This is a genomic window from Ornithinibacillus californiensis, from assembly GCF_001038485.1.
In the GTDB taxonomy this organism is placed as follows: Bacteria; Bacillota; Bacilli; order Bacillales; family Amphibacillaceae; genus Ornithinibacillus; species Ornithinibacillus californiensis.
Window position 1 is genome coordinate 20,436 of sequence record NZ_LDUE01000058.1, and the last position, 26,249, is coordinate 46,684.

The 26,249-nt window shown below is 35.7% G+C and carries 26 protein-coding genes and 1 pseudogene; 13 read left to right on the top strand and 14 right to left on the bottom strand.

The window, feature by feature from the left end; genetic code table 11:
• Positions 1-32: 32 nt before the first annotated feature.
• Together TE34_RS14155 and TE34_RS14160 are read left to right on the top strand one after the other, a co-directional pair.
• On the top strand, positions 33-572 hold the full coding sequence (locus TE34_RS14155; protein ID WP_047985470.1) for a sigma-70 family RNA polymerase sigma factor: 540 nt from the start codon (positions 33-35) through the stop codon (positions 570-572).
• Positions 565-1,509 carry a hypothetical protein gene (locus TE34_RS14160; RefSeq protein ID WP_047985471.1) on the top strand — a complete coding sequence of 315 codons (945 nt, stop codon included), beginning with the start codon at positions 565-567 and terminating at the stop codon, positions 1,507-1,509. The genes TE34_RS14155 and TE34_RS14160 overlap by 8 nt, the downstream gene beginning before the upstream one ends.
• 42 nt (positions 1,510-1,551) lie before the next feature.
• Here TE34_RS14160 and TE34_RS14165 read toward each other — a convergent pair whose 3' ends face one another.
• Positions 1,552-2,310 carry an AAA family ATPase gene (locus TE34_RS14165; protein WP_047985472.1) on the bottom strand — a complete coding sequence of 253 codons (759 nt, stop codon included), beginning with the start codon at positions 2,308-2,310 and terminating at the stop codon, positions 1,552-1,554.
• Positions 2,311-2,458: 148 nt separating this feature from the next.
• Here TE34_RS14165 and TE34_RS14170 point away from each other — a divergent pair, with 148 nt between their 5' ends.
• Positions 2,459-3,139, top strand: a complete 681-nt coding sequence (locus TE34_RS14170) for a plasmid pRiA4b ORF-3 family protein (protein WP_047985473.1) — start codon at positions 2,459-2,461, stop codon at positions 3,137-3,139.
• Positions 3,140-3,254: 115 nt separating this feature from the next.
• Here TE34_RS14170 and TE34_RS14175 read toward each other — a convergent pair whose 3' ends face one another.
• On the bottom strand, positions 3,255-4,577 hold the full coding sequence (locus TE34_RS14175; protein WP_047985474.1) for a DUF4179 domain-containing protein: 1,323 nt from the start codon (positions 4,575-4,577) through the stop codon (positions 3,255-3,257).
• Positions 4,552-5,091, bottom strand: a complete 540-nt coding sequence (locus tag TE34_RS14180; RefSeq protein WP_047985475.1) for a sigma-70 family RNA polymerase sigma factor — start codon at positions 5,089-5,091, stop codon at positions 4,552-4,554. The genes TE34_RS14175 and TE34_RS14180 overlap by 26 nt, the downstream gene beginning before the upstream one ends.
• Positions 5,092-5,286: 195 nt before the next feature.
• On the opposite strand from TE34_RS14180, the gene TE34_RS14185 reads away from it, so the two are divergent.
• A complete protein-coding gene (locus tag TE34_RS14185; RefSeq protein ID WP_053075087.1) occupies positions 5,287-6,411 on the top strand; it encodes a CAP domain-containing protein in 1,125 nt (374 codons plus the stop codon).
• A 151-nt stretch (positions 6,412-6,562) separates the two neighbouring features.
• Positions 6,563-7,345 (top strand): metal-dependent hydrolase, encoded by a 783-nt coding sequence (locus TE34_RS14190; protein WP_053075088.1) that lies wholly within the window; start codon positions 6,563-6,565, stop codon positions 7,343-7,345.
• Positions 7,346-7,409: 64 nt separating this feature from the next.
• Here TE34_RS14190 and TE34_RS14195 read toward each other — a convergent pair whose 3' ends face one another.
• From TE34_RS14195 to TE34_RS14210, 4 genes are all read right to left on the bottom strand, one after another.
• On the bottom strand, positions 7,410-8,225 hold the full coding sequence (locus tag TE34_RS14195; RefSeq protein ID WP_047985476.1) for a nuclease-related domain-containing protein: 816 nt from the start codon (positions 8,223-8,225) through the stop codon (positions 7,410-7,412).
• A gap of 22 nt (positions 8,226-8,247) precedes the next feature.
• Positions 8,248-9,240, bottom strand: coding sequence for a hypothetical protein (locus TE34_RS14200; protein ID WP_047985477.1), 993 nt, complete (start codon positions 9,238-9,240; stop codon positions 8,248-8,250).
• Between the two features lie 130 nt (positions 9,241-9,370).
• Positions 9,371-10,240 (bottom strand): RpnC/YadD family protein, encoded by an 870-nt coding sequence (locus TE34_RS14205; RefSeq protein WP_047985478.1) that lies wholly within the window; start codon positions 10,238-10,240, stop codon positions 9,371-9,373.
• A 120-nt stretch (positions 10,241-10,360) separates the two neighbouring features.
• Complete coding sequence (locus TE34_RS14210) at positions 10,361-10,642, bottom strand: hypothetical protein (protein WP_236687161.1); 282 nt, start codon at positions 10,640-10,642, stop codon at positions 10,361-10,363.
• Positions 10,643-10,901: 259 nt separating this feature from the next.
• Between TE34_RS14210 and TE34_RS14215 the strand changes: the two genes are divergently transcribed.
• Positions 10,902-13,166, top strand: coding sequence for an ATP-dependent DNA helicase (locus tag TE34_RS14215; protein WP_047985480.1), 2,265 nt, complete (start codon positions 10,902-10,904; stop codon positions 13,164-13,166).
• Between the two features lie 114 nt (positions 13,167-13,280).
• A complete protein-coding gene (arr, locus tag TE34_RS14220) occupies positions 13,281-13,697 on the top strand; it encodes an NAD(+)--rifampin ADP-ribosyltransferase (protein ID WP_047985481.1) in 417 nt (138 codons plus the stop codon).
• A gap of 132 nt (positions 13,698-13,829) precedes the next feature.
• Here arr and TE34_RS14225 read toward each other — a convergent pair whose 3' ends face one another.
• From TE34_RS14225 to dcm, 5 genes are all read right to left on the bottom strand, one after another.
• Positions 13,830-14,414 carry a hypothetical protein gene (locus TE34_RS14225; protein ID WP_047985482.1) on the bottom strand — a complete coding sequence of 195 codons (585 nt, stop codon included), beginning with the start codon at positions 14,412-14,414 and terminating at the stop codon, positions 13,830-13,832.
• 457 nt (positions 14,415-14,871) lie between these two features.
• A complete protein-coding gene (locus tag TE34_RS14230) occupies positions 14,872-15,600 on the bottom strand; it encodes a glycerol kinase (protein WP_236687162.1) in 729 nt (242 codons plus the stop codon).
• A gap of 8 nt (positions 15,601-15,608) precedes the next feature.
• Positions 15,609-15,764, bottom strand: a complete 156-nt coding sequence (locus TE34_RS21510) for a hypothetical protein (protein WP_236687163.1) — start codon at positions 15,762-15,764, stop codon at positions 15,609-15,611.
• A 72-nt stretch (positions 15,765-15,836) separates the two neighbouring features.
• Positions 15,837-17,216, bottom strand: a complete 1,380-nt coding sequence (locus tag TE34_RS14235; RefSeq protein ID WP_047985483.1) for a Sau3AI family type II restriction endonuclease — start codon at positions 17,214-17,216, stop codon at positions 15,837-15,839.
• A 59-nt stretch (positions 17,217-17,275) separates the two neighbouring features.
• Positions 17,276-18,529, bottom strand: coding sequence for a DNA (cytosine-5-)-methyltransferase (gene dcm / locus TE34_RS14240; protein WP_047985484.1), 1,254 nt, complete (start codon positions 18,527-18,529; stop codon positions 17,276-17,278).
• A gap of 287 nt (positions 18,530-18,816) precedes the next feature.
• On the opposite strand from dcm, the gene TE34_RS14245 reads away from it, so the two are divergent.
• The 4 genes and pseudogenes from TE34_RS14245 to TE34_RS21745 form a co-directional block, all read left to right on the top strand.
• A complete protein-coding gene (locus tag TE34_RS14245) occupies positions 18,817-20,022 on the top strand; it encodes a DNA cytosine methyltransferase (RefSeq protein ID WP_053075089.1) in 1,206 nt (401 codons plus the stop codon).
• 87 nt (positions 20,023-20,109) lie between these two features.
• Complete coding sequence (locus tag TE34_RS14250) at positions 20,110-21,228, top strand: hypothetical protein (RefSeq protein WP_157037641.1); 1,119 nt, start codon at positions 20,110-20,112, stop codon at positions 21,226-21,228.
• 249 nt (positions 21,229-21,477) lie between these two features.
• Entirely contained in the window at positions 21,478-22,008 is a 531-nt protein-coding gene (locus TE34_RS14255) for a hypothetical protein (protein WP_047985486.1), read from the top strand.
• Positions 22,009-22,371: 363 nt separating this feature from the next.
• A pseudogene (locus TE34_RS21745) lies at positions 22,372-22,464 on the top strand (HRDC domain-containing protein); the annotation flags it as partial.
• 297 nt (positions 22,465-22,761) lie between these two features.
• Here TE34_RS21745 and TE34_RS14260 read toward each other — a convergent pair.
• Positions 22,762-23,679 (bottom strand): glycerophosphodiester phosphodiesterase, encoded by a 918-nt coding sequence (locus TE34_RS14260; RefSeq protein WP_236687164.1) that lies wholly within the window; start codon positions 23,677-23,679, stop codon positions 22,762-22,764.
• A gap of 160 nt (positions 23,680-23,839) precedes the next feature.
• Between TE34_RS14260 and TE34_RS14265 the strand changes: the two genes are divergently transcribed.
• Entirely contained in the window at positions 23,840-24,211 is a 372-nt protein-coding gene (locus tag TE34_RS14265) for a VOC family protein (protein WP_047985487.1), read from the top strand.
• Positions 24,212-24,318: 107 nt separating this feature from the next.
• On the opposite strand, the gene TE34_RS14270 is transcribed toward TE34_RS14265, so the two are convergent.
• Positions 24,319-25,197, bottom strand: a complete 879-nt coding sequence (locus TE34_RS14270; protein ID WP_047985488.1) for a DMT family transporter — start codon at positions 25,195-25,197, stop codon at positions 24,319-24,321.
• Positions 25,198-25,375: 178 nt separating this feature from the next.
• Between TE34_RS14270 and TE34_RS14275 the strand changes: the two genes are divergently transcribed.
• Positions 25,376-26,245, top strand: coding sequence for a LysR family transcriptional regulator (locus TE34_RS14275; protein ID WP_047985489.1), 870 nt, complete (start codon positions 25,376-25,378; stop codon positions 26,243-26,245).
• The last annotated feature ends 4 nt before the right edge of the window (positions 26,246-26,249 follow it).

Consider the following 26,249-nt stretch of genomic DNA (forward strand, 5'->3'; position numbering starts at 1 on the left):
TGAATCTATTGTCCGTCTAATAGGAGAAGGGAATGAAAGAGGTGACTATATTGCTAGAATTAGTGCAGAAAGCTCAAAAAGGTAATGATAAAGCCTTTCTGACGTTATTTCAAGAATATGAACAAGATATTTATCGAATGGCTTTTGTATATGTAAAAAATCAAAGTGACGCACTTGATGTCGTTCAAGAAACAGCATATCGTTCCTTTAAAACAATCAAAAATCTAAAAGACCCTAAATACGTTAAAACTTGGTTGATTCGAATAGCTATTAACTGTTCGTTAGATTTACTTCAAAAGCAGAATAAAGTAGTGCAATTAACGCCAGAACACGAGGAAAGCTTGCCGGGTGAGATCAATGAGGATATGGAATTAGAAATAACAGTTCGTGATTTAGTCGACCATTTAACCGAAGATGAAAAAGGAATAATTATTTTACGATTCTATGAGGATTTAACCTTTAAAGAAATATCAGAAACGTTAGGCATTCCCTTAGGAACGGCGAAGACATTGTTATACAGAGCGTTACACAAGCTTCGTAATGTGATGAAAGGAGATGATTGGGATGAATAAGAAGATTAAGCAAGAAATGAATAAAATAGAAATTCCTAAGGATTTAAGTGAACGAAGTAAGTTAGGCGTGTCCCAAGCAAAGAGAGAAATGACAGGTAGTAGAAAAAGATGGAATGTTAAAGGCATTGGAATTGCAGCTGCTTTAGTAGTGGCAGTTGGTGCATTTGCTTTATTTATTAACAATTCTCCGGATAATACTGCGGGTAGTGAACTAGTTATAAATGAAGATGGTAGTGTAGATATACCCGCTATTGAGATACCTAAAGACACATCCAATGCTAGTATGATTGGTTTAATTGTATATAATGGGAAAATTTATACACAAACAAGCACAGAAATTGAGGCTGAGAATGCAAAAGTGATTCTAGGTGAAAAACTCGGAACTACAAAAGGTACCATTGATGAATGGAGCAGCCAAGATGCTTATGATAAGGGGTTTGCTTCTACTATTGGGAAAGCAGATGTTTATGCTGTAAAAGGATATGATAAAGAATTTCGAATCATGGCATACCTAGAACAAGATGGTCAGCTATACGCCGAGTATTTTGAAAACCTTAATGGTATAACGGTAGATAGTGGTAACGATATATTTGGTAAGTTAAATATGGATGGTAATGTAACATCAGCACAGTATAGAACCTTAAGTGATTGGGATAACAGTATTGAAAACTACCAACCCATCACAGATATGGAGACATTGAATACGTTCGTTGCAGAACTAGACAAGACTAAACCGCTGCCGCGCAGTGAACATTCAGACCCAATAGGCGATTCACGAACTGATGAACAATTTAGGGAACTACTCATTACAATAAATGACGGTTCTACTGTTAGTCTTAAACTCCTTAAAGATGGGTATATCTATTATGGATCTATGGCTGTTTATTTTCAAATGGATGAGGTCCAATTCTCAAAAATGTGGAGCCTCCTAGAGTAGTATCATATAAAAAGCTCAGAACATAATTCTGAGCTTTCCCCCTTACTCCCCTAACAAATGATGCAACAACCGATCCTTATTCTCAAAAAACTGCTGCATTGTTTGGTAATGATTGGTTTCTTCTAATTTCAACTCTTCCATCCCATCCTCTGTCAGTTGAATGATTTTAGCATTCGGATAGGCCATGATGAGTGGTGAGTGCGTTGAAACAATGAATTGCGATTCTTCGTTCACAAGTTCATGAATGCGAGCTAACATCGACATCTGCCTTAACGGCGATAATGCAGCTTCTGGTTCATCTAAGATATATAATCCATTCTCCCCAAAACGATGGATAAATGCTGCAAAAAAGGACTCCCCATGAGACTGTTCGTGCAAGGACTTTCCTCCAAAGGAATCGATGATTTTTCCACCATAACTCATTTCCCTATCTAACTCCTCAATATTTGTTGCCAAGTTATAAAATGACTCCGCTCGAAAGAAAAAACTATTTTTCGGACGATACCCTGCTTTTGCTATCCGTAAATAATGATGTAAGTCAGAATGAGAATCATAGTTTGAAAAATTAAAGTTTAAGGTACCTCCCTCTGGGTTAAATCCTAATCCTACCGCGATTCCTTCTAATAGAGTTGATTTCCCCATGCCATTCTCTCCGACGATATAAGTAACGTTTGGATGGAAGTCAATCTTTTCGAAATGCCTAATGACAGGCAAATTTAATGGAAACTTATCGTGGGAATGAATCTCATCGGACTTTAGATCGATACTTTTTAGATATTGCGTGTCTTTGTTTAGTTGCACTAGAACATCTAGCTCCTTTTTCTATTTCTCTACTAATAATGTTACGGTAAAAAGACTAAATTTCCAATCGTTATCTTATATCAGATTTTGGCACTCCTATAATGACTATTGGTATAATTGATTCTATACAAGGAAATGAGGTGCTGTCATGAAAGCATACCAAATTAAAATTGAAATGGTAGACTCTCCAAGTATTTGGAGAAGAGTCGTTATGCCAAGCGATGCGACATTTAGACGGTTGCATGATGTTATCCAAACCGTATTTAACTTTCGCGACTATCATTTATTTGATTTTGATTTATCAAAAGACAATATGAAAGTTACGAACAATGAAGAAGCTTATCTAGAGCATCAACACTATAAAAAGAATAGAAAAGAATTGGAGGATCAATTAAAAGATATCCCTCCTGAATTTGCCAAGTTTGAAAAGAGACATTTAGAACGCTTACGCACCATTATCCGCTATCCAACTGGTATCAAAATCGATAAATATATAGAAGAATATAATGAACTTCACTATACGTATGATTACGGAGATGATTGGCGTATAGTAATTACGCTTGAGAAGATAATTGAGGATTACTACTATGGATATCCAACCCTAATGGATGGTGAAGGAACCGCTCCCCCTGAGGATGTTGGAGGCTTTGATGGGTACCGTGAGTTTTTAAAGGTTTTTCACAATCCTAAACATCCTGAACACAAGGAAGTTAGGGAATGGGCTGAGGAGCAATATTATAGAGACTATGACCCTGAATTTATAAATTACATTCTCAAATCTGTAAAGTATAAAAAGACGGAGTGGGAAAAGATTAACGCAGATAAATAACTCCTATTATTTCCTCGGAAATAATGGAATAATGTCGAATGACTACGGGGCGGCGGGGCAGATTTAACCCATATTTTATAAATGGGGACAGCAAACCTGTCCCCATGTCCCGTGGTTATTTTAATTCTATTTTGGTTGCTAAATCCGGAAATAGTTGATAACTAACATCATAAATTAGAAACTCTAGGTTCTTGTTCTTATTAACTTTTGGATAGGTTACCTCGTAATTATTACCGCTATTTTTATAGGAAACCGCGCTAATCATTTCATCAGCTTCCCTATTATAAATCCTTGGGAATTCTGGTATGGACGGATCCATGGCATACGTAACAACGGTTGCTTTTGCTTCTTGTTTAATTTGCTGTACCTTGATAGGAGACTCTGATCCTAATACCTCATCTTCAGCAAATGGTACCGTTATTTTATAAAAATCATGAGCCACTCCATGTTCAACTGGTACTTCCTCACCTTGGTAGGTTGCTACATATGGTATAACTTCATAGGAATACACATTTGCACCTCTAGGCACTTCAAAACTACTATAAAAGTTTTTTAAGTTTTCTACTTTTGGCCTCCTATCACTGCTCATCCTCATGGATCCGGTTAAATGCCTGGTATCGTCTTCCCCAATTCCTATTACAGCCACTTCGTAAAGTTGATAGCCTGACTCCGCTTTACTTACACTAAGATTGGCATTTGTTTTAAGCTCTAGCTGAGAAGGAGTTAATACTGCCTTTCTTACATGAAAGAAATTTCCTAAAGCATCTGTTGTTTCAGGGAAATCGTCTTTTACAATATACTCTTCTTGTTTATCTAAATGAAATCGGAAGGACCAATCCCCTTCCACCTCATTAATGTTAGTTATGCGAAGTTCAAAATCGGAAGACGCTGGGAAGTTTTCTGCATCAGGAAAAGGTAAAATTTCACCGTTTTCCAGCAAGTCATCTGTTCGAATACCACCCCAACTAGTCCCTCCAAGTTTATTTCCATTTACAACCCATTCATACGATAACGATGCCTCTTCAGGCAATTTAACATTACTTTCTACATCTAATTGGAAGGAAACTGCCAGTTGGTGGTTATCAAGATACCCTTCCTGTAGCAACACTTTTATTCCTTGATCTTCTGCTTCTAATGAAAGATTTTGTACTTTTCCTTCGTTTACCAGCCTTTGTAACCCTTCATCTCCCTGACTGTACATAGTACTCTGTGTGTTTTCCCCGCTCGTAAATTCTTGAGAAGATTGAAATAACAACACGCCAAAACTTAAGACAAAAACCGCTGCAAAAGTTGCTATCAAATTTTGCTTACTTATCGAAAAACGTTTTCGTTTTCTTCTTGCCTTTTGAAGCGAATCTTGCACGGCAGCATTTAGTTTTTGGTCAGGTATAGCTATTTGATCGACCATCATTTCAATTTCTTGTTGAAGCTTCTCCATAAACATCTCCTCCATTCTCTAATTTCCCTTTAAGAAATTGAAGTGTTCTATGTAATTGGGATTTCACTGTTCCCACCGGTTTTTCTAGAATATCTGCTATTTCCGGGACAGAATATCCATAGTAAAAACGAAGTAATATTAATGATTTCTGATTTGGTTTCAGCTGTTCAAATAAATGAGCAATATCCATCGAAAGGACAGACTTGCTCTCTTCGTTTATATCCGGGTCATACCAAGTAGTATCAAGTGGTATAACATTTCTCTTGCTTCTAATATGATCAAGAGCAGAATTAATTAAAATCCTAGTAATCCACGTTGAAAAATAATGCTTCTCCTTTAATTTATGAAACGACTTGTACCCTTTGATAATCGTCTCCTGAACGATATCTAAAGCGTCTTGTTCATTCTTTACATAGGAGTATGCCACTCGATACAGCTTATTTTGTTCATTCTTAACTAACGTTTCAAACGATTCTTCATCTGTACTTTCATTTCTTGATTTAAAAATAGGCATGGAGTCCCCTCCTCTCGTTTATATTTTACTATAAAGGTGATTGAATCTTTGTAATTCTACTCATTAGACATGGAAGATTTGTAAAACGTTCCAATATATTTTAAAAGAACAATAGTTCAACTAAGATACTTTAGATTTTTAAATTCTTTTATTTTTGTTCATAATGTATCTATAAAACTAGTTTGGGGTGAGCACATGTCAAAAGTTAGAAGAATACTGATGCTTTTATTACTGTTCGGGATACTTTGGCATTTTTATGGTGACACCTTCAAGCAGTCTGGGGTGCGTGGGGCTTTTGAAGAGATTAAAGGCGATGCAGAGAACATCATAGAGAATCCAAAAGTATCCGCCACATTGGATACGTTAAAACAAGAAATCCAACTATTATGGAACCAATTCACGAAAGATGAACAATCTAATACGCCGCAACCCGAACCAAGTAAACCTAATCTGGACCAACCAACAAGCCAGTCGTTTTCTATCTATAATATTGAAATAGGGGAACCACGGGCTGATGTCGAGAGTCAGCTTGGAAAGCCCAAACGCTCGACTTTAAATGAATATGGCGTCGAGTGGCACACGTATCATGAGAATTACTATAACTTTATCATGGTTGCCTATGATGAACAGGATCAGGTAGCTGGACTGTATACGAATAATGATTTACTTACGTCTACACTCGGAATTACCTTTGCTAATTCAAAAGATGAAGTTTTAGCAAAGTTGGGTGAACCATTGAAAGCAATACGGAAAGGGCTTGTCCTCTATCAACTACAGGACAATGGGGAAAATAATACGTTTCTCATCGATAATAATTACGTCACGATTTTCTATGATAAACACGAAAATAATACCGTCACGGCCATTCAAATTATTAGTGTAGAACTGGAAAAACAAAAGAAAGCATATTTCGCTGAGCCTAGTGAAGCGCTCAAAGAAGGATTAGAATATCAGTTATTCGATTTAACCAATGCTGCTCGAGCAAATCATGGGTTATCTGTTCTAACTTGGGAAGACCCCTTACGAAAAACCGCACGAGACCACAGTGAAGACATGGCGGTGAATAACTATTTTAGCCATCAAAACTTAGAAGGACAATCACCATTTGACAGAATGACGGAGGATGCGATTGCCTACCGTGGTGCTGGTGAAAATCTCGCAACCGGTCAGCCAAGCAGTATATTTGCTCATGAAGGCTTGATGAATTCACTTGGCCATCGGGAGAATATTCTAAAGTCTGATTTTGAATACTTAGCAGTTGGTGTTGCATTTAACCAGGATGCACAGCCTTTTTATACGGAAAACTTTTTGATCAAGTAAAACAAGAGGTGGGGCAAAAAAACTTGTCCCAAGCTAGTTAACATAATGAGGGACAGTCCCCCCTACTTTGAATAAAGCCCTACTTCTTTTTCCCTACTTTGTAGAATACATTTAGTAAAAGTAAATAAATTACAATTTTGGGGGAGATTTTATGAGAATCCAACGACTTGGTCACGCGATGTACCTATTAAAGAGTAAAGAGGAGAAAAATTATTTAATTGATCCATTTTTCGATATGAATCCTGGTTTTCCAGTTGAGTACAATCAGGAGGACTTCTATCAATCTATTGATGGTCTGTTTTTGACACATGGGCATTTTGACCATACAAGCGGACTCGCTAAATTAGTAGAGCATCAGCCCGATGTACTGATTGTTGCACAATATGAATTAGCAATGATACTACTACAGCAAGGCATTAAAAATGTACTTCCGATTAACTTAGGTGGTTCTGTTTCATTAGGCGATGTAACGGCAACTATGGTGCAGGCAAAGCATACTTCCTCTTACAGAGAAACAGAAAATAGCCCGATGTATGCTGGGGAGGCTGCTGGTTATATTTTTGATTTCACAGATGATTACACCTTGTATTTCTCAGGCGATACAGCATTAATGTATGATATGAAATTGATCCAAGACGTCTATCAACCAGAAATTGCCATTCTATCCTCCGCAGGACAGTTAACGATGGGTCCAAAAGAAGCAGCGTATGCGGTAAAACATTTACTTGATGTAAAATATGTCATCCCAAGTCACTCCTTCCCCTCAAATGAAACAGCTACATCAAAAGAAACGTTAACAAATCTACTACAAGCCTTTCCAATAGTGGAAAATATGATTGATAGGGACAGTGAATTCGGTGAGTTACTGAAGGATTATGAAGGAACAGAAGTAGTTATCATGGCGTATGGTCAGGAGAAGACTTTTCAAAAATAATTGGAGAATTTAAATGTAGCCAGTTTCCACTAAAGGAAACTGGCTCTTTGCTCACTACAGAGTCTTAGACGGTTTTCTGGTGCTCATAACAATAAACTTTACCTTTAAACTTCTTATTAGATATACAATACGAAACTACTTTATCAGATACAGGTTTATGACATACGGTACATGTTGTAGTACTCTTTTCTTTAGTTGGTTGTGACTCTTGCTTTTCTTTTAGCAACCGATTGTGTTTTTCTCTAATTTTTATATCCGTGATATTAGCATTATTAAATGACTCATAGATTACTAAGCTGTCCTTATCACTAAGTAAGGGTGTACTATTTTTCAATTTACTTATAGCTACTTTTCTATTTATCGTTTCTGTAAGTAGGATGTCGTAGATGACCAATTCATCCGAATGAATATCTCTTAAATCCATATCAATTTTTAAGGTGCAACGTTTGGTAAACGATACTAATGAGATAAATTTATCATGATACCTTTGGTCAATATATCCTTTCAGTGCCTCGATATGTCCATAATTTTGAACTAATGGACTTAACATCTTGAATTTCCCATTCACAAGCCATGTTTTCCGGTCTTTTCCTCCGTATATCGTTCCCTGATAGTTCTTCGTTTCTATTACAAAGATTCCATAAGGGCTTATAACAACATGATCTACCTGGGAATAACCAGATGCTGATTTTGGATTTTCAATTAATAGATCATTTAAGTACTTATATTCTTGTGGGAGCTGGGATAGTTGTATATCTATCTTATATTCTCCTATTTCACCTTTTCTAGTTGCAACCTTTTCATTGGTAGATTTATTGGTCTGTGCTGGCTTTTTCTGTATTGCTTTTTCTTCTTTTTTCTTGAATAAGTTAAATACCATCTTCAACTCCCCTAGTAACTAATCACTCATAACCAATTTCAATATAACGTAATCCTCCACCTCTTACTTGGTAAACTATCTTATCATCTAAAATGGTATATCCAAGAACACTAGTATCTAGTTCATACTTAATCCCAGTATTTGTACTGACAGAGTATAAAAAGCCATCAAATTCAAACCCTTGCCAAGCAACAATACGACTCTCATCTAGATAATCTAATGTATTTCCCCAGAGACCATCAAACTCTTCTTCTCCATCATCCGTTACGATATGAGTACTTGCTTTTCGGTTTTCATCCCCGCCTTGGAACACCGTGTAAACTACTTTCTCTTCAGAAACATCAACTAAAAGACCATAATCATAATCACTTACATCACTTAAATCTACTAATACTTCTTTTTCCCCTGTTGAATAATCATAGATTTTCTGTTCTAAGTTTGAAAGTACAATTAGCCTTTCTCCGTCTGAAACGACTCCGTGATAGGTGTTATTCTCAAAAGCTTGCTGCATTTTCTCAAATAATTTTGGGTCGTATTCCCCATCCACCGGGAACACCTCGATGCCTTCATAATTACCATCTTGATCCTCTATCACAAAGAAATACATTCCTTTAAAGTAAGCTGAGGTCGTTGAACCATGATTTTCTACATAGTCCCATTCCTCTAGTTTTCCTAGAGATTGCTCGGAACCATCCACAATGGCCATAACCTCTTTAATTAACGTGCTTTCCTTACTCATCCTCGAGTAAAATATGACACCTGTATTTGGATCAACAAAGTAAGATTCCGCATCCTTAGCAACTTCCTTCTGTTGTTCCTCTTTCAAATCATATGTATAAATCTTTTTCCCACTTTCAGTAAAGAAGACAAGCTCATCTTTACCGAGTGAACCAATTAATCTCGCATCCTGTACTGGTGCATCTAACTCGGTCGGATCGGATAATACCAATTCACCTTTCGAACATCCTGCAATTGAAATAACAATGAAGAACACTAGAATTAAAACTTTTTTCATTTAGATAACTCCTGTCTGATATGTAATATAGCTCAGCGCCTACCTAAGGCTTTTGTCTTATTACATAATTCGACACAAATGTGGAAAATCCTTCAAATATCTTCCTACCTCCTAGTGCCTCCCTATTAACTTATTTGTGCAGCTTCTCTATCTCGTCATGATTAAGATCGGTTATTTCTTCAATCGACTCAATGGGGTACCCTTTTTTCAGCATTTTACGTGCAATATTCTTCTTTTCCTCAACTTTCGCCTTCTCTTCCCAAGAAATTGGGAGTTCCATAATCTTATCAGCCTCTTCTAAGTGTTTAATATTTTCCATTAGTAGAGCCTCCTCCCTTCTATTTAATTTTAAATACCGTTCAAAGAATCCATAAATCAACCTCGATTTTGCAGGATTTAACTCCATTTTGGTCATCATTCGTAAAAATTCCATACGAACTTGAACTCTTTCTTCTCTCTTATAACCCATTTTGCTTAGTAATGCAGCTGCAACTGGATTATTAGATTCTATATATTCACGCCAATTCGTTTTACGTAGCTCTAATTTAAGAAAGTTGAATTTTAAAACATGAAAATACGGAAATTTGATATTAAATTCATCCTTCTCAGTTCTAGCTTCATCATAGCTAAAAACAGCAATTGGCAGAATTGGTTTCCTATATTTATTATATAAAAGACTATAGTAAAGATACATTCGCTCATGAAAAGGTGGATTAGTTTGATAATAACTTTGTGGCTCAACATGAATAATCAAAACGGTATCCTCACCCTTATGTTTTGCTTCGATTACAATATCCGCTCTACGGCTTTCACCCTCAAAAATATCTGTAAACATTTCTTCAGATAATGCTTTAATGGTTGTAAAGTCAATATGATGATGTACTTGTGGGAAAAATGCTTTAAGGAAGTCCTCAAAAAAGTGGTGGATTAACTCTTTAAATAATTGATCATGGTGTGTGTAATCATTGGTGTCTTCTTTCACTAGTAGAGATAAAGACATATTTACACATCCTTGTGGTAATTGTGGGGGAATATCTTAGGAGTTTTTCTAATGATTATTATATCATCCACACCGAAACGGAACAAGGGTTCTTGTGTAGCTTTATTCTTATAAATCTCTCTAGTTTAAAGATATATCCTTAGTCTCTTTAAACGTAGTTATTTCCTTCGATAATGTTTGTTTCATTTTCCCGCCACACTTTTCACTACATATAGCAAAGATTCCATCCGTTCCTTGAAGCTTTGCTTCTGAATCACTCGCAGTCACAATCATAGGCACACTAGTATTACGAGTATTTAGCCATAATTGAATAATCTTTCCTTCGCTATCCGAGTAATCCAAGCCTTCAACAAACTTAACACTTAATCCAAATACTGGATTGTTATCTTTAACTTTTTTCATACACCAAGCACATCTTAACAATGAAATCACATCCCTATGAACTATAATTTTCTTCTTAGAATCTATCACCCATACTATAACATATGTAAATTATGTAAAACATTAAATTAAAACATCACACTATACTATGGAAAAACCTTCATTTTTTGTGAAAAGCTGATTTATCACGTTTTTAGCTATGTATCTATTTATAAAAATCTTACCCCTTCTACCCCATTACCTGATAAACTAAAAGTAACGAAAGACGTTAGGTGATATGATGACAAACGTAGTAAAAATCTCAGTAAGAAATCTAGTAGAATACGTATATCGCAGTGGTAGTATCGAGTCTGGTTTCCGTACATCTTCCACGATGACAGAAGGAACTAGAATCCATCAATTAATTCAAAAAGGCTATCGTGAACAGGATGAAAAGGAAGTCTTTTTGGAAGCAGAGATTCCTTATGAAGACTTCGTTGTTCGGGTAGATGGGCGTTGTGATGGATTGCTGAAAGATGGCGACGCGATTACCATTGATGAAATAAAGTCAACTGTGCATTCCTTAGATGAAGTGCAAGCGGACACGCATCCTGTCCACTGGGCACAGGCTATTTTTTATGGCTATATTTATGCGTTAGACCATAATCTATCAGATGTGACCATTCAACTTACGTATGTTCAAGTAAAATCGCAGGAACAAAAGCAATTTCAGCGTGTGATGACCTATGAGGAAATGGAAGCTTTCGTCTATGACGTGATTAAGGAATATGCTGCATTTCTAAGAGTGAAGCTAAAACATAAGGTAAAGCGAAATGAGACGAGCAAAGCACTAGAATTTCCATTTGAAACCTATCGAGAAGGTCAGCGAAAACTTGCTGGTGCCGTCTATAAAACTATTGCAGATAAAAAAACGATATTTGCTAGGGCTTCTACTGGGATTGGCAAAACAATATCGACCATCTTCCCTGCTATCAAAGCAATCGGTGAAGGTAAATTAGAGAAGATGTTTTATTTAACGGCAAAAACAATCACGCGAACAGCTGCAGAAGAAGCATTTCGACTACTGATTGATCAAGGTCTAGATATCCATGTGCTAACTCTAACCGCCAAAGATAAGATTTGCTTTCAAGAGGAAACGATTTGTACGAGTGTAGATTGCCCCTTTGCGAATGGGTTTTATGATCGGATTAATGGAGCGATAATCGATATTCTAGAGCATGAGAAGATGATGAATCGTGGCGTTATCGAGCTTTACGCTAGGAAGCATCGCGTTTGTCCGTTTGAATTTTCCATTGAGCTCGCCTATGCAGTGGATGCTGTTATTTGTGATTATAATTATGTGTTTGACCCAAGAGTATCTCTGAAGCGATTGATGGAAGACCAGAAAAAGAAAACTGCCATCCTAGTCGACGAAGCACATAATCTAGTAGACCGTGCTAGAGAAATGTATTCTGCTGAAATCAATAAATCCAACTTCTTGCAGTTAAAAAGAGATTTTAATACGAACCCGATTGCAGCGGCCTCTAAAGCAATCAATGACCATTTATTAACCATTAAAAAGTCAGAGGATTACCTGCGGAAGGAATTAGATGAGGCACTAGTAGAATTACTAGAAACATTTATTATAGAGACAGAGGTAGAACTGGTTCGGAATGATCATGAATTATTACTAGAGACGTATTTTTCTGCTCAAAACTTTGTAAAAATTGCACAGCTGTACAATGATAAATTTGTCACCTATGTTGACGTTCAAAAAAGTGAAGTAAAGCTGAAATTATTCTGTCTGGATCCATCCGAGCAAATTCTAAAAATGGGAAAAGGATTTAAAGCTAGAGTGTTCTTTTCAGCTACGCTAATCCCTGCTGATTATTATACAGATTTACTTGGCGGACAAGCTGGTGACTATGTCATCTCCATTCCATCCCCTTTTGCAAGAGAAAATGCAGAGGTTATCATCCAACCGTTATCGACGAGGTACCGGGATAGAGAACATACACTTAAGCCAATGGTGGACTTTTTCAAGGATGTATTAGACAAGAAAGATGGCAATTTCTTAATCTTCTTCCCTTCCTATCAATATATGAGAGATGCATATGAGCAATTTATTGAGACATATCCAGATGTAAAAACGATTATTCAAGATGTAGGGATGTCGGAAGTAGAAAGAGAAGACTTCTTAGCAGAGTTTGACTCGGAGCGAACCGAAAGATTGGTAGGCTTTGCCGTGCTTGGTGGGATCTTTTCAGAGGGTGTGGACTTAAAAGGAGACAGACTGCAAGGCGTGATCGTAGTTGGGGTCGGCATGCCACAGATTGGTTTTGAACGAAATATTATGAAGGACTATTTCCAATCGGTTGGAAAGAATGGCTTCGATTATGCGTATGTGTATCCTGGGATGAATAAAGTACTGCAGGCTGGCGGGCGGCTGATTCGTTCGGATTCAGATACTGGTGTGATTGCATTGGTGGATGATCGGTTTTTACAGAGGAAGTATCAGGCGTTATTGCCTTATGAGTGGCAGCATTATAGAGTGGTTGAGAGATAATAGCTTGTCTCCCTAATTACATTATACTACGATTTTTAGTACATTTATAGACTACTCTTTGAGTAGTGCCTATACTATACTGTTATACACAAATCTAAAAAGAGGTGTATCCGTATGAACGGCAAAAAAGATGTTTTAGATCCCGGCCCTTTCTTCCATGGAACTAAGGCAGAACTGAAAATTGGAGAGTTATTAGAACCGCAATACCTATCCAATTACCAAGATAAGAAATCAAACTATATATACTTTACAGCAACTTTAAATGCAGCTAAATGGGGTGCTGAATTAGCAAAATCCCAAGCAAAAGAAAGAATCTACATTGTGGAACCATTAGGTGAATTCGAAAATGGCCCAAACGTGACAGACAAAAGATTCCCAGGAAACCCAACTCGTTCTTATCGGTCTAAATCTCCTTTGAAAATTGTTGCTGAATTAAGATCTTGGGAAAGACATACGGATGAAGAGATAAATCAAATGCTTACATCATTAAATCAGTTACGTGAACAGGGTAAGGATGTTATATACGATTAATACTACAGAATAATGAGTGAACCCAAAACCAATTGTGCCTTTGGTTTTGGGGTTCTACTTATAGACGATAACCATATCCGTCTCTCTTCAAAATCTGGTAAATAAAATCTAACTACCAACTACTCTATGCACTCAAAATACCTTCTTCAGCCTCTCCTCCCCAAAAATTCTACTTACCCTTCCACTCTGATGGTTATAAATCATTACCTTTAGGATGCATAGCTGTAAATACGATAGTGGTAAACCTAGATCGAGTGTCTCCTGAATGTATTCAGGAACTTCTAAATCGGTTGGAATATGCTGTATACCTTCATCTTCAAGTGACCATCCAGTGTTAAATTTCCATAATAATTCGCCTAATTCATCATAAATCTCCATAATCGCCCTTCTGAATTCTCGAGCTTGCTCGGGCGTGATACCAGTATGCATCTGAATATGTGACATCCCTATCTTCTTCACTTCTCCTGTCTCTTTATTTCGAATAATATATTGATAACGTATTGCTTTCCCACATTCACAGTAAAACCAAGGTTCCCTCCTCCAAAAAGGACCAGCATCTAAGAAATCTATTAGCTGCCAATTATCTAATTTCTCTTCAAAAATCCTTTGTTTTAACCCTTTCAATTGTGTATGAACATACTTAGTTTGCTTTTCATTTAACCTCATAAATATAAGATCCCTTTCACGTTGTGATAGTGTTCCACATAAACCTGGCATTTCATTTCCTCCTATATATTTTTATTTATTTCGATACATTATTAATTGGGTAAGTTGTTTCTATGGTTCAACCAACTAAGTCTAAGTGAAGAAAAATCAATTCGCACTAGCTTTATATGTATGGTTACTTTCTTTTACTTTTGGTTTTGTCTTTGAACTAGGGTTCCTCCTTCTCTTTTTGTTGGTTTCTGATTTGGTTGGTGTTATTCTTCTCACTTATATAATCGTAGGGAGATTTGAAAAGGTGGCATTGGGGAGGGAATTTTTTATGTTTTTCTGGAATAAGTGGTTTGGGTGTGGAATGAAATGCTTTTTGCACAAGAAAAAAGAAGTCTCGATTTTATGGAGACTTCCTTCAGATATTTTCCACTTCCTAGTTATGAAGTTTTTATTTGTTTATCTCTTTATCTAAGGTGAAGCCATTCTTAAGTTAAACTCATTTCTATTAGAGCATTAATTAATAAGCCTGTATCCCAAATTTAAGTAATTTCTTCGGTAAAATATCATCTAGATTCTTTATATCTTCATCATGTATTTCTATCAAGTTAAAGCCATACTTTTCATAGATTTCGAGCTTCTCTTCTTTCCTCTTTTGGTATTTTGGATCATTTTCAAGACCCCAATATTCAATATAGACTTTACCAACTGGTAGATAAAAATCAGTATAAACATCCTCTTCTACCGGCAACTTTCTTTCATAAGCATGAACGATTTCTGACATATAAAGCCAGTTATCTATCAACATCTCAGCTCTTGAACGGACATAATGACCGTCTGCTGTTCTGTGTTTTGCTATGTATTTATCTCTAAATTCTTTTGGACTGGAATGATTTTCAGAAGTTACTTCCTCTACTTCAACGCCGTTAATTTCGTTAACAGTTTCAATTAACCTTTTATTTTGCAATATGCTTTCTGGCCAATTAACATATGGTACTCCGGTTTTATCGTACTCTAGTTGTTTACCTCCCATACTTAAACCCAATTTGGTTACAGTCCAGCCTTTTACTGCCTTCTGAACAAAGCCTAGCTCAGATAAGATCGGATTCATTTTAAACTTGGATATTCCAAAATGATCACTTAGCGAGGTAGCATTTATGTATTTCTCTTCTTTATGTATAAATATTGAACTACTTTTAATATCTTCTGCCCAAGCAATGTACTCTCCCACTTTTGGATGGGTTTTCATTACCCCACCTATTTTTTACCATCTTCAGTTAAAATCCAGTTGTTATTCTCTCTAACTATTAATCCATTGGTTTGAAGAATTTCAAACACTGCCTTTGTAGGCATATTTAGTTCTTTAGATAGCGCTGTAGATGATAGAAATTTAGTTTTAGTAGTAATTGTCATTGTTATCCCCCTGATAGAATTTTTACAATTTTATTTAAAAATTCGACTATATTGCAAGCAACATCCTCACATTTACCTAACAATCTCTGAAATGTATTCTCTATCCAACCAAAACGCCTGTTTCGTTATCATTCTTCCATCAGGTAATGGAACTTTGTCATTACCATCTTTGGCCTTAGGTCTAATATGGCAAAGCCCGTTTTCTCCAGGCTTCGGTAAATCATTCCTGACTATTACTTTATTCTTTTGTTTAACCGGAGTTAATTTTATTCCTTTAGCAATTAATGACTTTACATCATACCAAAAGTTCTTTAATCTCCCTTCAATCTCGTTATTTGGCATATTCCAAAGGACAATCCCCTTAAAGTAAAGTTGCCTATTCTTATTTTCTTTTTCTGTTTCTTTGTATTGGAAAACTACAAAAAGTAGCTTAGTCTCTGCGAAATAATTTCTTACCCAACTGTTATACCAATCTCCACTGGACCATTCTTTAAATCTAATATTCTTAAAAGACATGTGTTCTTTCGGGTTTCCATTAGGTTCTAATCTAATAGTTTTGACCTCAATATTTGCCTTCTCAAACTCTTCTATCTGATTGAGCTTTGTCCCCTGTATTCCAAGTAAACCGCTAATAAACTCCTGCAAAAAACTTTTTGATTTATAGTTAATGTTTAGCCCTGTTAAATCTCCAATTTCTTGCAACGACTTTTCCTTATACGGATTAAATCGTTGATAGAGAATATCTATTAATGAATTATGCTTTAGTTCACCAGGAGAAGTAAACCTTATAAGGTCTTCTTCACTTATTAGCTTTCTTACCATTGTTGTCATATAGCTTTGTTTTAAGGAGAAAGCACGCTGCATTGCTAATTCATCACTATAAGGTTGGGTACGCAACGAACTCTTATTTGCACCTTTAGGACACGCTCCCAAATAATTCGTGTCTGCTTCAGATAATTCATGAGCTAACCCCTTCCTTATTTTCCCAACAATAGTTTCCCAGTCTTGTTTAATAATTTCAAGATCCTCTTCTGAATAAGTATGTAAGTGAGATTTAATTATTTTATAATCTGCTCTATTAATATCTGGGATCCATTCATAAAACATAATGAGGAGCTTTTCATTTTTCTTCCAAAAACTAGAGGTATAAAATTCAGCGAGTGCTTCTTTGTGATAATTAATTATATTTAATACAAGTCTTTCTTTTGCGGAAAGGCTTCCATTTTTATTTTCCTTAATAGGAGTTACTTTAAGCTCTATACCTAAATTTGTAAAATCTGCTTCACTCTTAGAATTTACTTCATAACCAAAAAAGCTTTCTTCTACTATCTGACCCAATCCACCTTTCGCTCTTTGATTATAGATCCTACCACTATTATCAATTTCACCGAAGGTCTTTCCTTCTGCTTGTTTTGACTTGAAGAGTAATTCTTCCTGTGTGTTATACAACATATACGTAACCCCCTTAATTACTTATATTCTAACAAAAAAGCTGATACAAATGTATCAGCTTATAGCAGTTCTAATTGAATTAATTCAGTTTTATTAGATTTCTCTATTTCCTCAATCCTATTTCCCATAATCTCAATAAGGTTAACAACTAATGCATTTCCCATACAGAAGTATCTCATTCTGTCGGTCATACCATTTGTCCAATCATCATCAAAACCATTTAATCTTTCACATTCAATAGGTGTTAGAAATCTTTTTCTCCCATTTACTTCAACAATATGGGTACTTCTATTAATTGATCCTTCACTTGTAAGCATAGTCCTCCCCGGCTTGTCCAATAAATCCGTAGGAGACATTCCACCTTCTGAGAAATAATAAGTATGCCCATCTGCAGTCTTTCTCTCTACTTTTTTAGCACCACGTAGATATTCAAATTTCTTTTCCATTTCCTTAGTTAGGTAGAATTTTTCATCAACTACGTCCTCATCTACTAGGACATCCCCTAAAGGAGTGGGTTCCATCGGAATAGGTTCAGTGTGTGCAGTATAAACTCTACCATTTCTCATAATCCCAGCAGTATGAAAGCCAAAAGTAAAATTATCTGAGATATCAACTCTATCAATTGGTAAATCTTCTTGTGCTATACGCCCTTTATAAGGTTCACCCAATACCGGAAAGGCCTTTGCAAAGAATCCTTCATTAAAAACAATTTCATGTTCTGTATATTTTTCCTGTAATTGACCAAAAGAAATATCATTTTTATATGCAAAAATAAATACTCTTCTTCTCTTTTGTGCAAATCCATAGTCAGCTGCATTAATTACACGCCACTCCACAGTGTAGTCCAAATTGCGTAAAGTCGCTAGCATTACTGCAAAATCTCGTCCTCTTTGTTTGGATGGGGATTTCAATAATCTATCTACATTCTCTAGTAACACGTATTTTGGATGAGAATTCTTAAGTACTCTTTCAATCTCCCAAAATAATACTCCTTTTTTACCTTGGATACCCTTTTCACCAGATAGTGACCTTGCTACAGAATAATCTTGGCACGGAAAACCACCGACTACCAAATCTGGCCTTAACTGTTGGAATACATCATCAGGAACGGTAGCAATATCTTCGTTACTATGGATTCCACTATTAAAGTTACGAGTATAACATTCAAAAGCATCTTGAGCTTTTCTTGCTGGTTCCCACTGGTTTCCCCAAACAACTTCAAATAGTTCTTTATTGGCTTTTTCCAGACCTAGTCTAAAACCACCCACACCAGCAAACATCTCGATAACTCGAATTTTTTTATTGTCCTCCATATACGAACATCCTTTCGCCTTTTGTTCCATTATAACCTATTTTTTATAAAAGATCAAGATCTTTGCTTTGATTTTTTTATTCTACTCAAAAGTACATTTAAATAAATTCTAGATTAATATTTTACCATACTAGGAGGCCGTTTTCTATGGAACAAAATAACAAAGGAAAACTATAGCAATAAAATAAATGCTATAGTTCTGTTGTTTTACTAATCATAACACCTAGTCATTTAAGTTTGTTTCTGTGCATACGATTTACTATCCCCCTAAGAAACGAGGCTAATCTTATGAGTCAAGAAAACTTAACATATATTTCACTATTTAGCAGCGCAGGAATTGGATGCTTCGGTTTTAAAGAGGAAGGTTTTGAATGCGTAGCTACAAATGAGATTCTTGAAAGGAGAATGTCGATACAAAAATATAATCAAAAATGTAAATATGATTCGGGTTATATTACCGGTGATATTAAAGAGAAGGAAATCAAAGGTCAAATAAAACATGAGATTATGTATTGGTCAAAAAAAGAACAAGTAAATGAAATTGACGTCATCATTGCAACCCCACCATGCCAGGGGATATCACTGGCAAACCACAAAAAAAATGATAATGACCAAGCAAGAAATTCGTTGGTAGTTGAATCCCTCCAAATAATTGAACATATATCCCCTAAATTTTTCGTAATAGAAAATGTACGAAATTTCCTAAACACAGTTTGTACAGATACTGATGGTAGAAATAGAAATATAGAAGAAGTAATCAACAAGTACTTAGATAAATATTATAAAATTACTAAGATAGTAATTAACTTTAAAAACTATGGAAACCCGACAAGTAGAACTAGAACCTTAGTAATCGGCGTCAGAAAGGATCTTAACATAAATCCTAATGATTTAATTCCAAACCCTAGAGAAGAAATGACGTTAGCAGAGGTTATCGGACATCTTCCACCCTTAGAACAGATGGGTGAATTTTCTAAAGACGACTTTTTACACAACTTTCGTTCATATGATCCAAGAATGCTTCCTTGGATAGAATACCTAGATGAAGGCGAATCAGCTTTTGACAATAAAGACCCCTTTAGAGTCCCTCATAGAATAATAGATGGTAAAGTCGTTTTCAACAAAAATAAAAATGCTGACAAGTATAAAAGACAATGCTGGACCAAAGTGGGTCCTTGCATTCATACAAGAAATGATATACTTTCTAGCCAGAATACAATTCACCCTTCAGATAACCGCGTATTTAGTATTAGAGAGCTTATGTTATTGATGGGTATCCCAGAACATTTTAAGTGGTTTGAAGAAGACATAAACGAGCTAAATAAGCTACCAGTTGAGGAAAAGAGACTTTTCTTAAAAAAGCATGAATTACTTGTTCGACAATCAATAGGAGATGCAGTTCCAACAATCATTTTCCAGCAAATTGCTAATAAAATTAAATTAGAGATTAGAAAGGAAGGTACGACTAGAAAAGAGAAAATAGCAATCTATTAATCACGAGGTGAGATTGTGTTAAACATAATTGAATCGCATCTAAACTCACTAGACTTAGATATTAGAAAGAGTAATGGAGAAAGATTTATGGATCAAAAGGTAACACCAGATGTTCTTTGTATAATTGCTGATTGTGTGGTTAATTTATTACAAGGTTTTCAAGATGAGGAAAGAGAGTTTACAGTTAAAGATATATGGGATTCTGATTATTTTAATGAAACTGTTAAGGATGTCTTTTCAAAGCCAGATGTTCATGAAAAAACCGCTAAAAATGAATATAATAAAGTAATTCAACAGCCACTTAATATGCTAGCTTATGCTAAGATACTTTCAAAGAGAAAAGCTAGAGCGAATTACTACAAATTAGAAAGTAAAGATATATTGGAATTCATATCATTACGAGAAAGGAATTCCTATGACTTTCTCTATTTATACTTACTTAAAGTACTTAAGGATAGTAGTCTTTTAGAAGACTTCGAGCATTTTAAAGAAAACAATACAAGACACGAATTTGCGAGTTTAAAAAATAAATTTTTAGACTTTATTTTACTGTATACAAAGATCAATCAAAAAACAGAAGCGAGCAGGATTTTTACTAAAGTTTTAAATCCATATGCAGCTAAAAATGAAATACACGGAACCGTTCTAGGTAACCTCTCTACAAAAGTAATTACCTTCTCAGATCTTCGCTACAACAGAATAAACTTCCGTGATAAAAACAAAGAAAAGAATGTTACTAGAAAATCATATAGTGATGAAAAAAGACATAGCGCAGTCTTAACAAAATATCATATTGAAAAAGCTAAAAAAATCATAAAAAGAATGCATAATTCAAGTGAAGTAAACGACGAATTTGCTTTAGGTGAAGCAACTCAGGTGCATCATATATTTTCACAAAGTGAGTATCCCACAATTGCAGCTAAATTAGAAAACCTTATACTCCTTACTCCTCAACAACACTTTACCAGAGCCCATCCTAATAATAATACCCATATAACCTCTAAGGATTATCAACTTATTTGCTTAATTGCAAAGTCGAATACAATAGAAACATATTTAGCTAAAAATAAAGAAAAATCATACATCTACACTAAAGAGGGTTATATTTATGTTGTTAATACAGGGCTTAACCAATCATTTGATAATGAAATCTCCTTTAAAAGCTTAAAGAATCGGATTATTAATATATACAACGGAGTATCTTAAGCGTGGTTAGTTTCCAACTAGATACTCCGTATTTCCTAATTCGGTAGCATATCTCAAGGCATTTCAATATCAGAAAAATCCATGTGTTTGTACTAGTCCAGCCCAAAGAATTTCTTGGGTACCTATTTAAATAGATAAACGCTTTGGACTTCATACACCCTTTTCACATTTGCCCATCACTAATTTTATCGATAAGTTTGTAGTATAATTGAATTAGTATTGGTTTATTGTGTAAGGGGGCATGGCGCTATGATTAAGGTGATTTTGCAAAGTATTATTTATATATTAGAAGTTTTATTATCTATTGTACTGTTTTCCATGATTCATTCAAAATTAATTTCCGGAGAGTATTTTCAATGGGTTGGTGAAATATTAACACCTACGTATATATCTTATGCAGCGTTTTATTTTGTCTTGTACCAATTGCTGATTTATGCAGTAATAAAACTCACTATTTCCACAAAAGTTGATTCCAATATTATGTTAAAAAATCTAGTGAATTATGTCCTTTTACAAGTGAAGTTCTCAATGCCAATAGATAATGCTCTGGTAAAAATTAATAAGTTCCTGATGAAAGAAAAAGGAAAGTATATGCTTAGTAAGAGAGATAAACAACTAATGGACAAGTTAGAAAGTATCCTAATCGAATTCCGTATAAATAACCGTACAGTTAATGAGTTGAATTATGCCTTAGAACATTTCTTACTAGAATTGAACTTCGCTAGTGAATACTTTAATTTAACTTGGAAGAATTCATTACTGCTATATTTACTCAAATAAAAAAACCTATCACTCAGGATTAGGGTAATAATTTCCATATAGAGTTTCATAATCTTTAATATAATAATAATTAACCCTTAAAGCACCTAAGAATATTAAATCTAGAATTATTCGCCATGATTAGATAAAAAGTTACCTAAGCAACGAATTAAGGCATGTTATGGTTATGAAATAATATAGACATACCTTTCATTGAGGAAAGCTATCTAAAGCCTCAGTAGAGTCAAAAAATATTACTTCTATAGAAGAACAAAGAAAAAAGCTACAAAACCTTAGAAATAATCGTTCGAGAGAGATGGCCGTTAAAACATATTATGTTTTTACTATAATAAAACATTAGAGGCCATTTAAGAATAACAACCTAGTACAATTCAAGATTTACTAGAAGTTGAAGGCATAGGTCCCAAAAAAGCTGAAAAATTTGGTAAGGATATTTTAGAGGTAATAAATGGTTAAGGGTAGAATAAAAGAAGTAACCGCCCCAGGTCCAATGGTGTGCGATTACTTCTTTTTTAATTATACTTCAAATTGGCCAACCGCTCTTTATGCGGTCTGTAGTTGTGGTACTTAGTAGTTACCGCTACTAGGTACCTATTTTCTTATTATTAGTTTAAATTTCCACTTCTATACTGTCAAGGTAGTTAGACCTTGTCCAAATAGATGCCTACTTTGGATTAGATAGTTTGTTCTAGTTCCGGTTTAAGGTCTGACCGCAGCTGCCTTTCATTAGCTTTAAAATTAACTTTATGCCTTCTAATCCAACAACTCCATCAACAAATCCGGCCGGTCCGTCATGATACCATCCGCTCCTATCTCGATCAATTCCTTCATCGTTTCCGGGTCATTAATCGTCCAATAATGCACATCCATCCCCCTATTCTGCGCACCACGAATTAACTTACCATCCATCAGGTTAATATCGCTATCCTCTGTAGGAATTTGTAGGGCATGAACATTTTGTTGGTATAATCCGTTCAAGAATAGCTTATGGAAAACTACGAACTTCGTAATCTCATCCCGCCCACCACTCACAAGTGCCTCTCCCTCGGATACTTCAATTACCATATCAATAATCGCCTGGTCAAAAGCAGCAATTATGACATTCTCTTCTAAGCCATAGTGCTGAATAAGTTTCCACAATTTCTCACTCATCGTTTGATACAGCTCAGGGTCATTCGAGTCCTTGATTTCAATGGTATACAGCATTTCCGGATCATTAATCGTTGAAAAGATCTCATCCACTGTTGGAATGTAAACCCCTTTACCACGGAAGCTATATTCACCATTCAAGTCTTTGAATGTTGCAGCTGCATCTAGTGCTTGTACCTCTTCCAATGTCATCTCATTCACTCTACCTGTACCGTCTGTCGTGCGGTCAACGGTTGGGTCATGAATCGATACCAAGTGCCCATCCTTTGTCATATGAATATCAAACTCTAGCACATCGACACCTAGCTCATAGGCATTCGTGAATGCGGCTAGTGTGTTGGATGGTGCTAGGTGATTTCCTCCACCATGAGCAATGACGAGCGGTCTATCACTAGCAAACTTATGTAAGTCCTTACTTTCCGCTACTGGAAAGAACCTGATAACCAGCCAAATAAGAAGAATGATACCTAAAACAAAACCAATTACTCGCCATACTTTTTTTCTTTTCGCTTTTGCAGCCACTTGATAACCTCCCGGGACAATGGACATCTATATTCCCTTTTGCTTTAATTCATATTTTCTTAATTTTAACATAATAAGTATCGTATCATTACAACTTTGGTATAATAGTAACAACTATAATAATCTACATAACATTTAATCTATCAAGGAGGACGAATCAATGAACCTAGGCGCATTCTCCATGAGCCTCAATGTCAAAGACATCCAAAAGTCCAAAGAATTTTACGAAGCACTTGGATTCGAAACATTAGGCGGAGATATCAATCAAAACTGGTTAATTCTGAAAAACGGGTCAACTGTCATTGGACTTTTCCAAGGAATGTTTGAAAAGAACATGTTAACTTTTAACCCTGGTTGGAACCAAAATGCAGAAAACGTGGATCCTTTCACCGATGTCCGAGACCTACAGAAGGAACTGAAAGCAAAAGGCATCACGTTTGAACAAGAAGCAGATGAAACAACAGAAGGACCTGGTCACTTCACCATAGTAGACCCAGACGGCAATCCAATTTTAGTTGATCAACACAGATAGCAAAAAGAGCCTTTCACTTATCATAATAATAAGTTGAAAGGCTCTTTTTTTGGAAGGATAGGTAGGCTTAATCCAACTAAGAAACCTGCCCCATTTTTCTTCCAATTTTATACTGCTGCATTCTTTACTTGATTTCCTCCCCGAAACAATTCCCCATAAGCTGCTCCCCCCAAAATCAACACAGCCCCAACTATTTGCACAAGATTTAACGTCTCCCCTAGAATTGCAGCAGAGAAAATCAATGCCGAGAGAGGTTCTAAATATCCAAGGATGGATACAGACTGAACAGGCAGATGGCCAATGGAAGAAAAGTATAAATAGCATCCAATTCCAGTATTTACAACACCTAGTATTAATACAGGAAGTAAATTTCCCTCCATAATATGGACAGTAAAACCTTGCTTAAAGCTCATAAATATTGCAACCGTTATAAAGCTAATGAACAATTGGCATGTAGCATTTTCAAGTCCCTTAATGCTTGTAGCCTTTTTATTAAAAACGACCATAATGAAATACATGACTGCTGCTAATATTCCGAAAATCAATCCCAAAGAAATTCTTCCTTGAGAAAATGCTTGCCCGTTTACACAAAGCATTCCGATTATCACTGCAAGAAATCCTAGTAGTTTGGCGCTTGTCATTTTCTCCTTAAACAGAAATGGTGAGAGGATCATGACAATGACAGGTCCACAATAATAGGCAAGAGTGGCAATACTTACACCAATTTGTGTGTATGCCTCAAATAAAAAGATCCAGCTTGCCCCCATCGCTACACCTGAAAATACTAAATATAAGAAATGTGGTTTATTTTTCCAAAACTGTACCTTCTCCTTCATTAATACAAACACGATGATCAGGAATATGCTACCAATCATTGTCCGTAAATATACGATTTCATAACTACTTAATAGAATGTAACTTGCAACTATTCCATTAGAGCCAAAGAGTAGCAAAGCAAGTATATATTTTAAATAGGTTTTTCTCATGGTCTTCCTCCACTTCTACTGGTAAACTGTCTCCGCTTCGACGAATTTCGGGGAATGACAGGCAACTCTTCAAACTTGCTTATTCAGGTAGAAATAGCATAGCATATAGGTAGGTATTACAAAATTGAATGTTTCTCATGGTATATATGACAAATTGGAATGCAATGGAGGAAGTTTGGTGAATATCCAAAAATATATGGCCTTTGTAAAAGCAGCAGAATACGGTAGCTTCACAAGAGCGGCTGATGCATTAAACTATACACAGTCTGGTATAAGTCGAATGATAAACGATATAGAATCAGATTGGGGAATACCTCTTTTTGAGAGAGGTCGTGCTGGTATCAGCTTAACATCAGATGGCTTAAAGTTACTGCCCCAGTTACAACGAATTTGTAATGAGCACGACATGCTGATGAGGCAAGTAGAGGACTTAAAAGACTTACAATCTGGAATGATTCGGATTGGGACATTCTCAAGCGTCGCTACCCATTGGTTGCCGAATATTATTAAATTCTTTCAAAAGGACTATCCGAATATCGATTTTGAACTACTTTTAGGGGATTATACCGAAATTGAAACATGGATTATCGAAGGACGTGTTGACTTTGGATTTTTACGAATACCGACAAGGACAGAAATCGAAACGATATTGTTGGAGAAAGATCGTTTGTTGGTAGTGCTTCCTACAGATCATCCATTTGCAAATTGCGAAAAGTTTCCTATCAATGAATTATTGAATAATTCATTTATGCTATTAGAAAAAGGCGGAAAAGCTGAAATCTCTGAGATTTTCGAGAAGCATCAGATTTCCCCATCAGTACATTTTACAACATGGGATGATTATGCCATTATGTCTATGGTGGAAAACGGGCTTGGTATTAGTATTCTACCAGAATTGATTTTACAAAGAGTTCCTTACCAAATCATCACAAAAGAGCTTGAGGTTCCTGCTTTTCGAAATATTGGTATTGGGATGAGAGACCAACAATCCCTTTCACTTTCGGCCAATAGGTTTTTGGAATATTTATCTTATAGAAAGAAGGAGTGATTTT

What these genes read in the sequence shown, in the direction of transcription:
- TE34_RS14155 (WP_047985470.1), top strand. Translation starts at nt 33, where the DNA reads ATGAAAGAGGTGACTATATTGCTAGAATTAGTGCAGAAAGCTCAAAAA.
- TE34_RS14160 (WP_047985471.1), top strand. Translation starts at nt 565, where the DNA reads ATGAATAAGAAGATTAAGCAAGAAATGAATAAAATAGAAATTCCTAAG.
- TE34_RS14170 (WP_047985473.1), top strand. Translation starts at nt 2,459, where the DNA reads ATGAAAGCATACCAAATTAAAATTGAAATGGTAGACTCTCCAAGTATT.
- TE34_RS14175 (WP_047985474.1), bottom strand. Translation starts at nt 4,577, where the DNA reads ATGGAGAAGCTTCAACAAGAAATTGAAATGATGGTCGATCAAATAGCT.
- TE34_RS14180 (WP_047985475.1), bottom strand. Translation starts at nt 5,091, where the DNA reads ATGCCTATTTTTAAATCAAGAAATGAAAGTACAGATGAAGAATCGTTT.
- TE34_RS14185 (WP_053075087.1), top strand. Translation starts at nt 5,287, where the DNA reads ATGTCAAAAGTTAGAAGAATACTGATGCTTTTATTACTGTTCGGGATA.
- TE34_RS14190 (WP_053075088.1), top strand. Translation starts at nt 6,563, where the DNA reads ATGAGAATCCAACGACTTGGTCACGCGATGTACCTATTAAAGAGTAAA.
- TE34_RS14195 (WP_047985476.1), bottom strand. Translation starts at nt 8,225, where the DNA reads ATGGTATTTAACTTATTCAAGAAAAAAGAAGAAAAAGCAATACAGAAA.
- TE34_RS14200 (WP_047985477.1), bottom strand. Translation starts at nt 9,240, where the DNA reads ATGAAAAAAGTTTTAATTCTAGTGTTCTTCATTGTTATTTCAATTGCA.
- TE34_RS14205 (WP_047985478.1), bottom strand. Translation starts at nt 10,240, where the DNA reads ATGTCTTTATCTCTACTAGTGAAAGAAGACACCAATGATTACACACAC.
- TE34_RS14210 (WP_236687161.1), bottom strand. Translation starts at nt 10,642, where the DNA reads ATGAAAAAAGTTAAAGATAACAATCCAGTATTTGGATTAAGTGTTAAG.
- TE34_RS14215 (WP_047985480.1), top strand. Translation starts at nt 10,902, where the DNA reads ATGACAAACGTAGTAAAAATCTCAGTAAGAAATCTAGTAGAATACGTA.
- arr (WP_047985481.1), top strand. Translation starts at nt 13,281, where the DNA reads ATGAACGGCAAAAAAGATGTTTTAGATCCCGGCCCTTTCTTCCATGGA.
- TE34_RS14225 (WP_047985482.1), bottom strand. Translation starts at nt 14,414, where the DNA reads ATGCCAGGTTTATGTGGAACACTATCACAACGTGAAAGGGATCTTATA.
- TE34_RS14230 (WP_236687162.1), bottom strand. Translation starts at nt 15,600, where the DNA reads ATGAAAACCCATCCAAAAGTGGGAGAGTACATTGCTTGGGCAGAAGAT.
- TE34_RS21510 (WP_236687163.1), bottom strand. Translation starts at nt 15,764, where the DNA reads ATGACAATTACTACTAAAACTAAATTTCTATCATCTACAGCGCTATCT.
- TE34_RS14235 (WP_047985483.1), bottom strand. Translation starts at nt 17,216, where the DNA reads ATGTTGTATAACACACAGGAAGAATTACTCTTCAAGTCAAAACAAGCA.
- dcm (WP_047985484.1), bottom strand. Translation starts at nt 18,529, where the DNA reads ATGGAGGACAATAAAAAAATTCGAGTTATCGAGATGTTTGCTGGTGTG.
- TE34_RS14245 (WP_053075089.1), top strand. Translation starts at nt 18,817, where the DNA reads ATGAGTCAAGAAAACTTAACATATATTTCACTATTTAGCAGCGCAGGA.
- TE34_RS14250 (WP_157037641.1), top strand. Translation starts at nt 20,110, where the DNA reads ATGGATCAAAAGGTAACACCAGATGTTCTTTGTATAATTGCTGATTGT.
- TE34_RS14255 (WP_047985486.1), top strand. Translation starts at nt 21,478, where the DNA reads ATGATTAAGGTGATTTTGCAAAGTATTATTTATATATTAGAAGTTTTA.
- TE34_RS14265 (WP_047985487.1), top strand. Translation starts at nt 23,840, where the DNA reads ATGAACCTAGGCGCATTCTCCATGAGCCTCAATGTCAAAGACATCCAA.
- TE34_RS14270 (WP_047985488.1), bottom strand. Translation starts at nt 25,197, where the DNA reads ATGAGAAAAACCTATTTAAAATATATACTTGCTTTGCTACTCTTTGGC.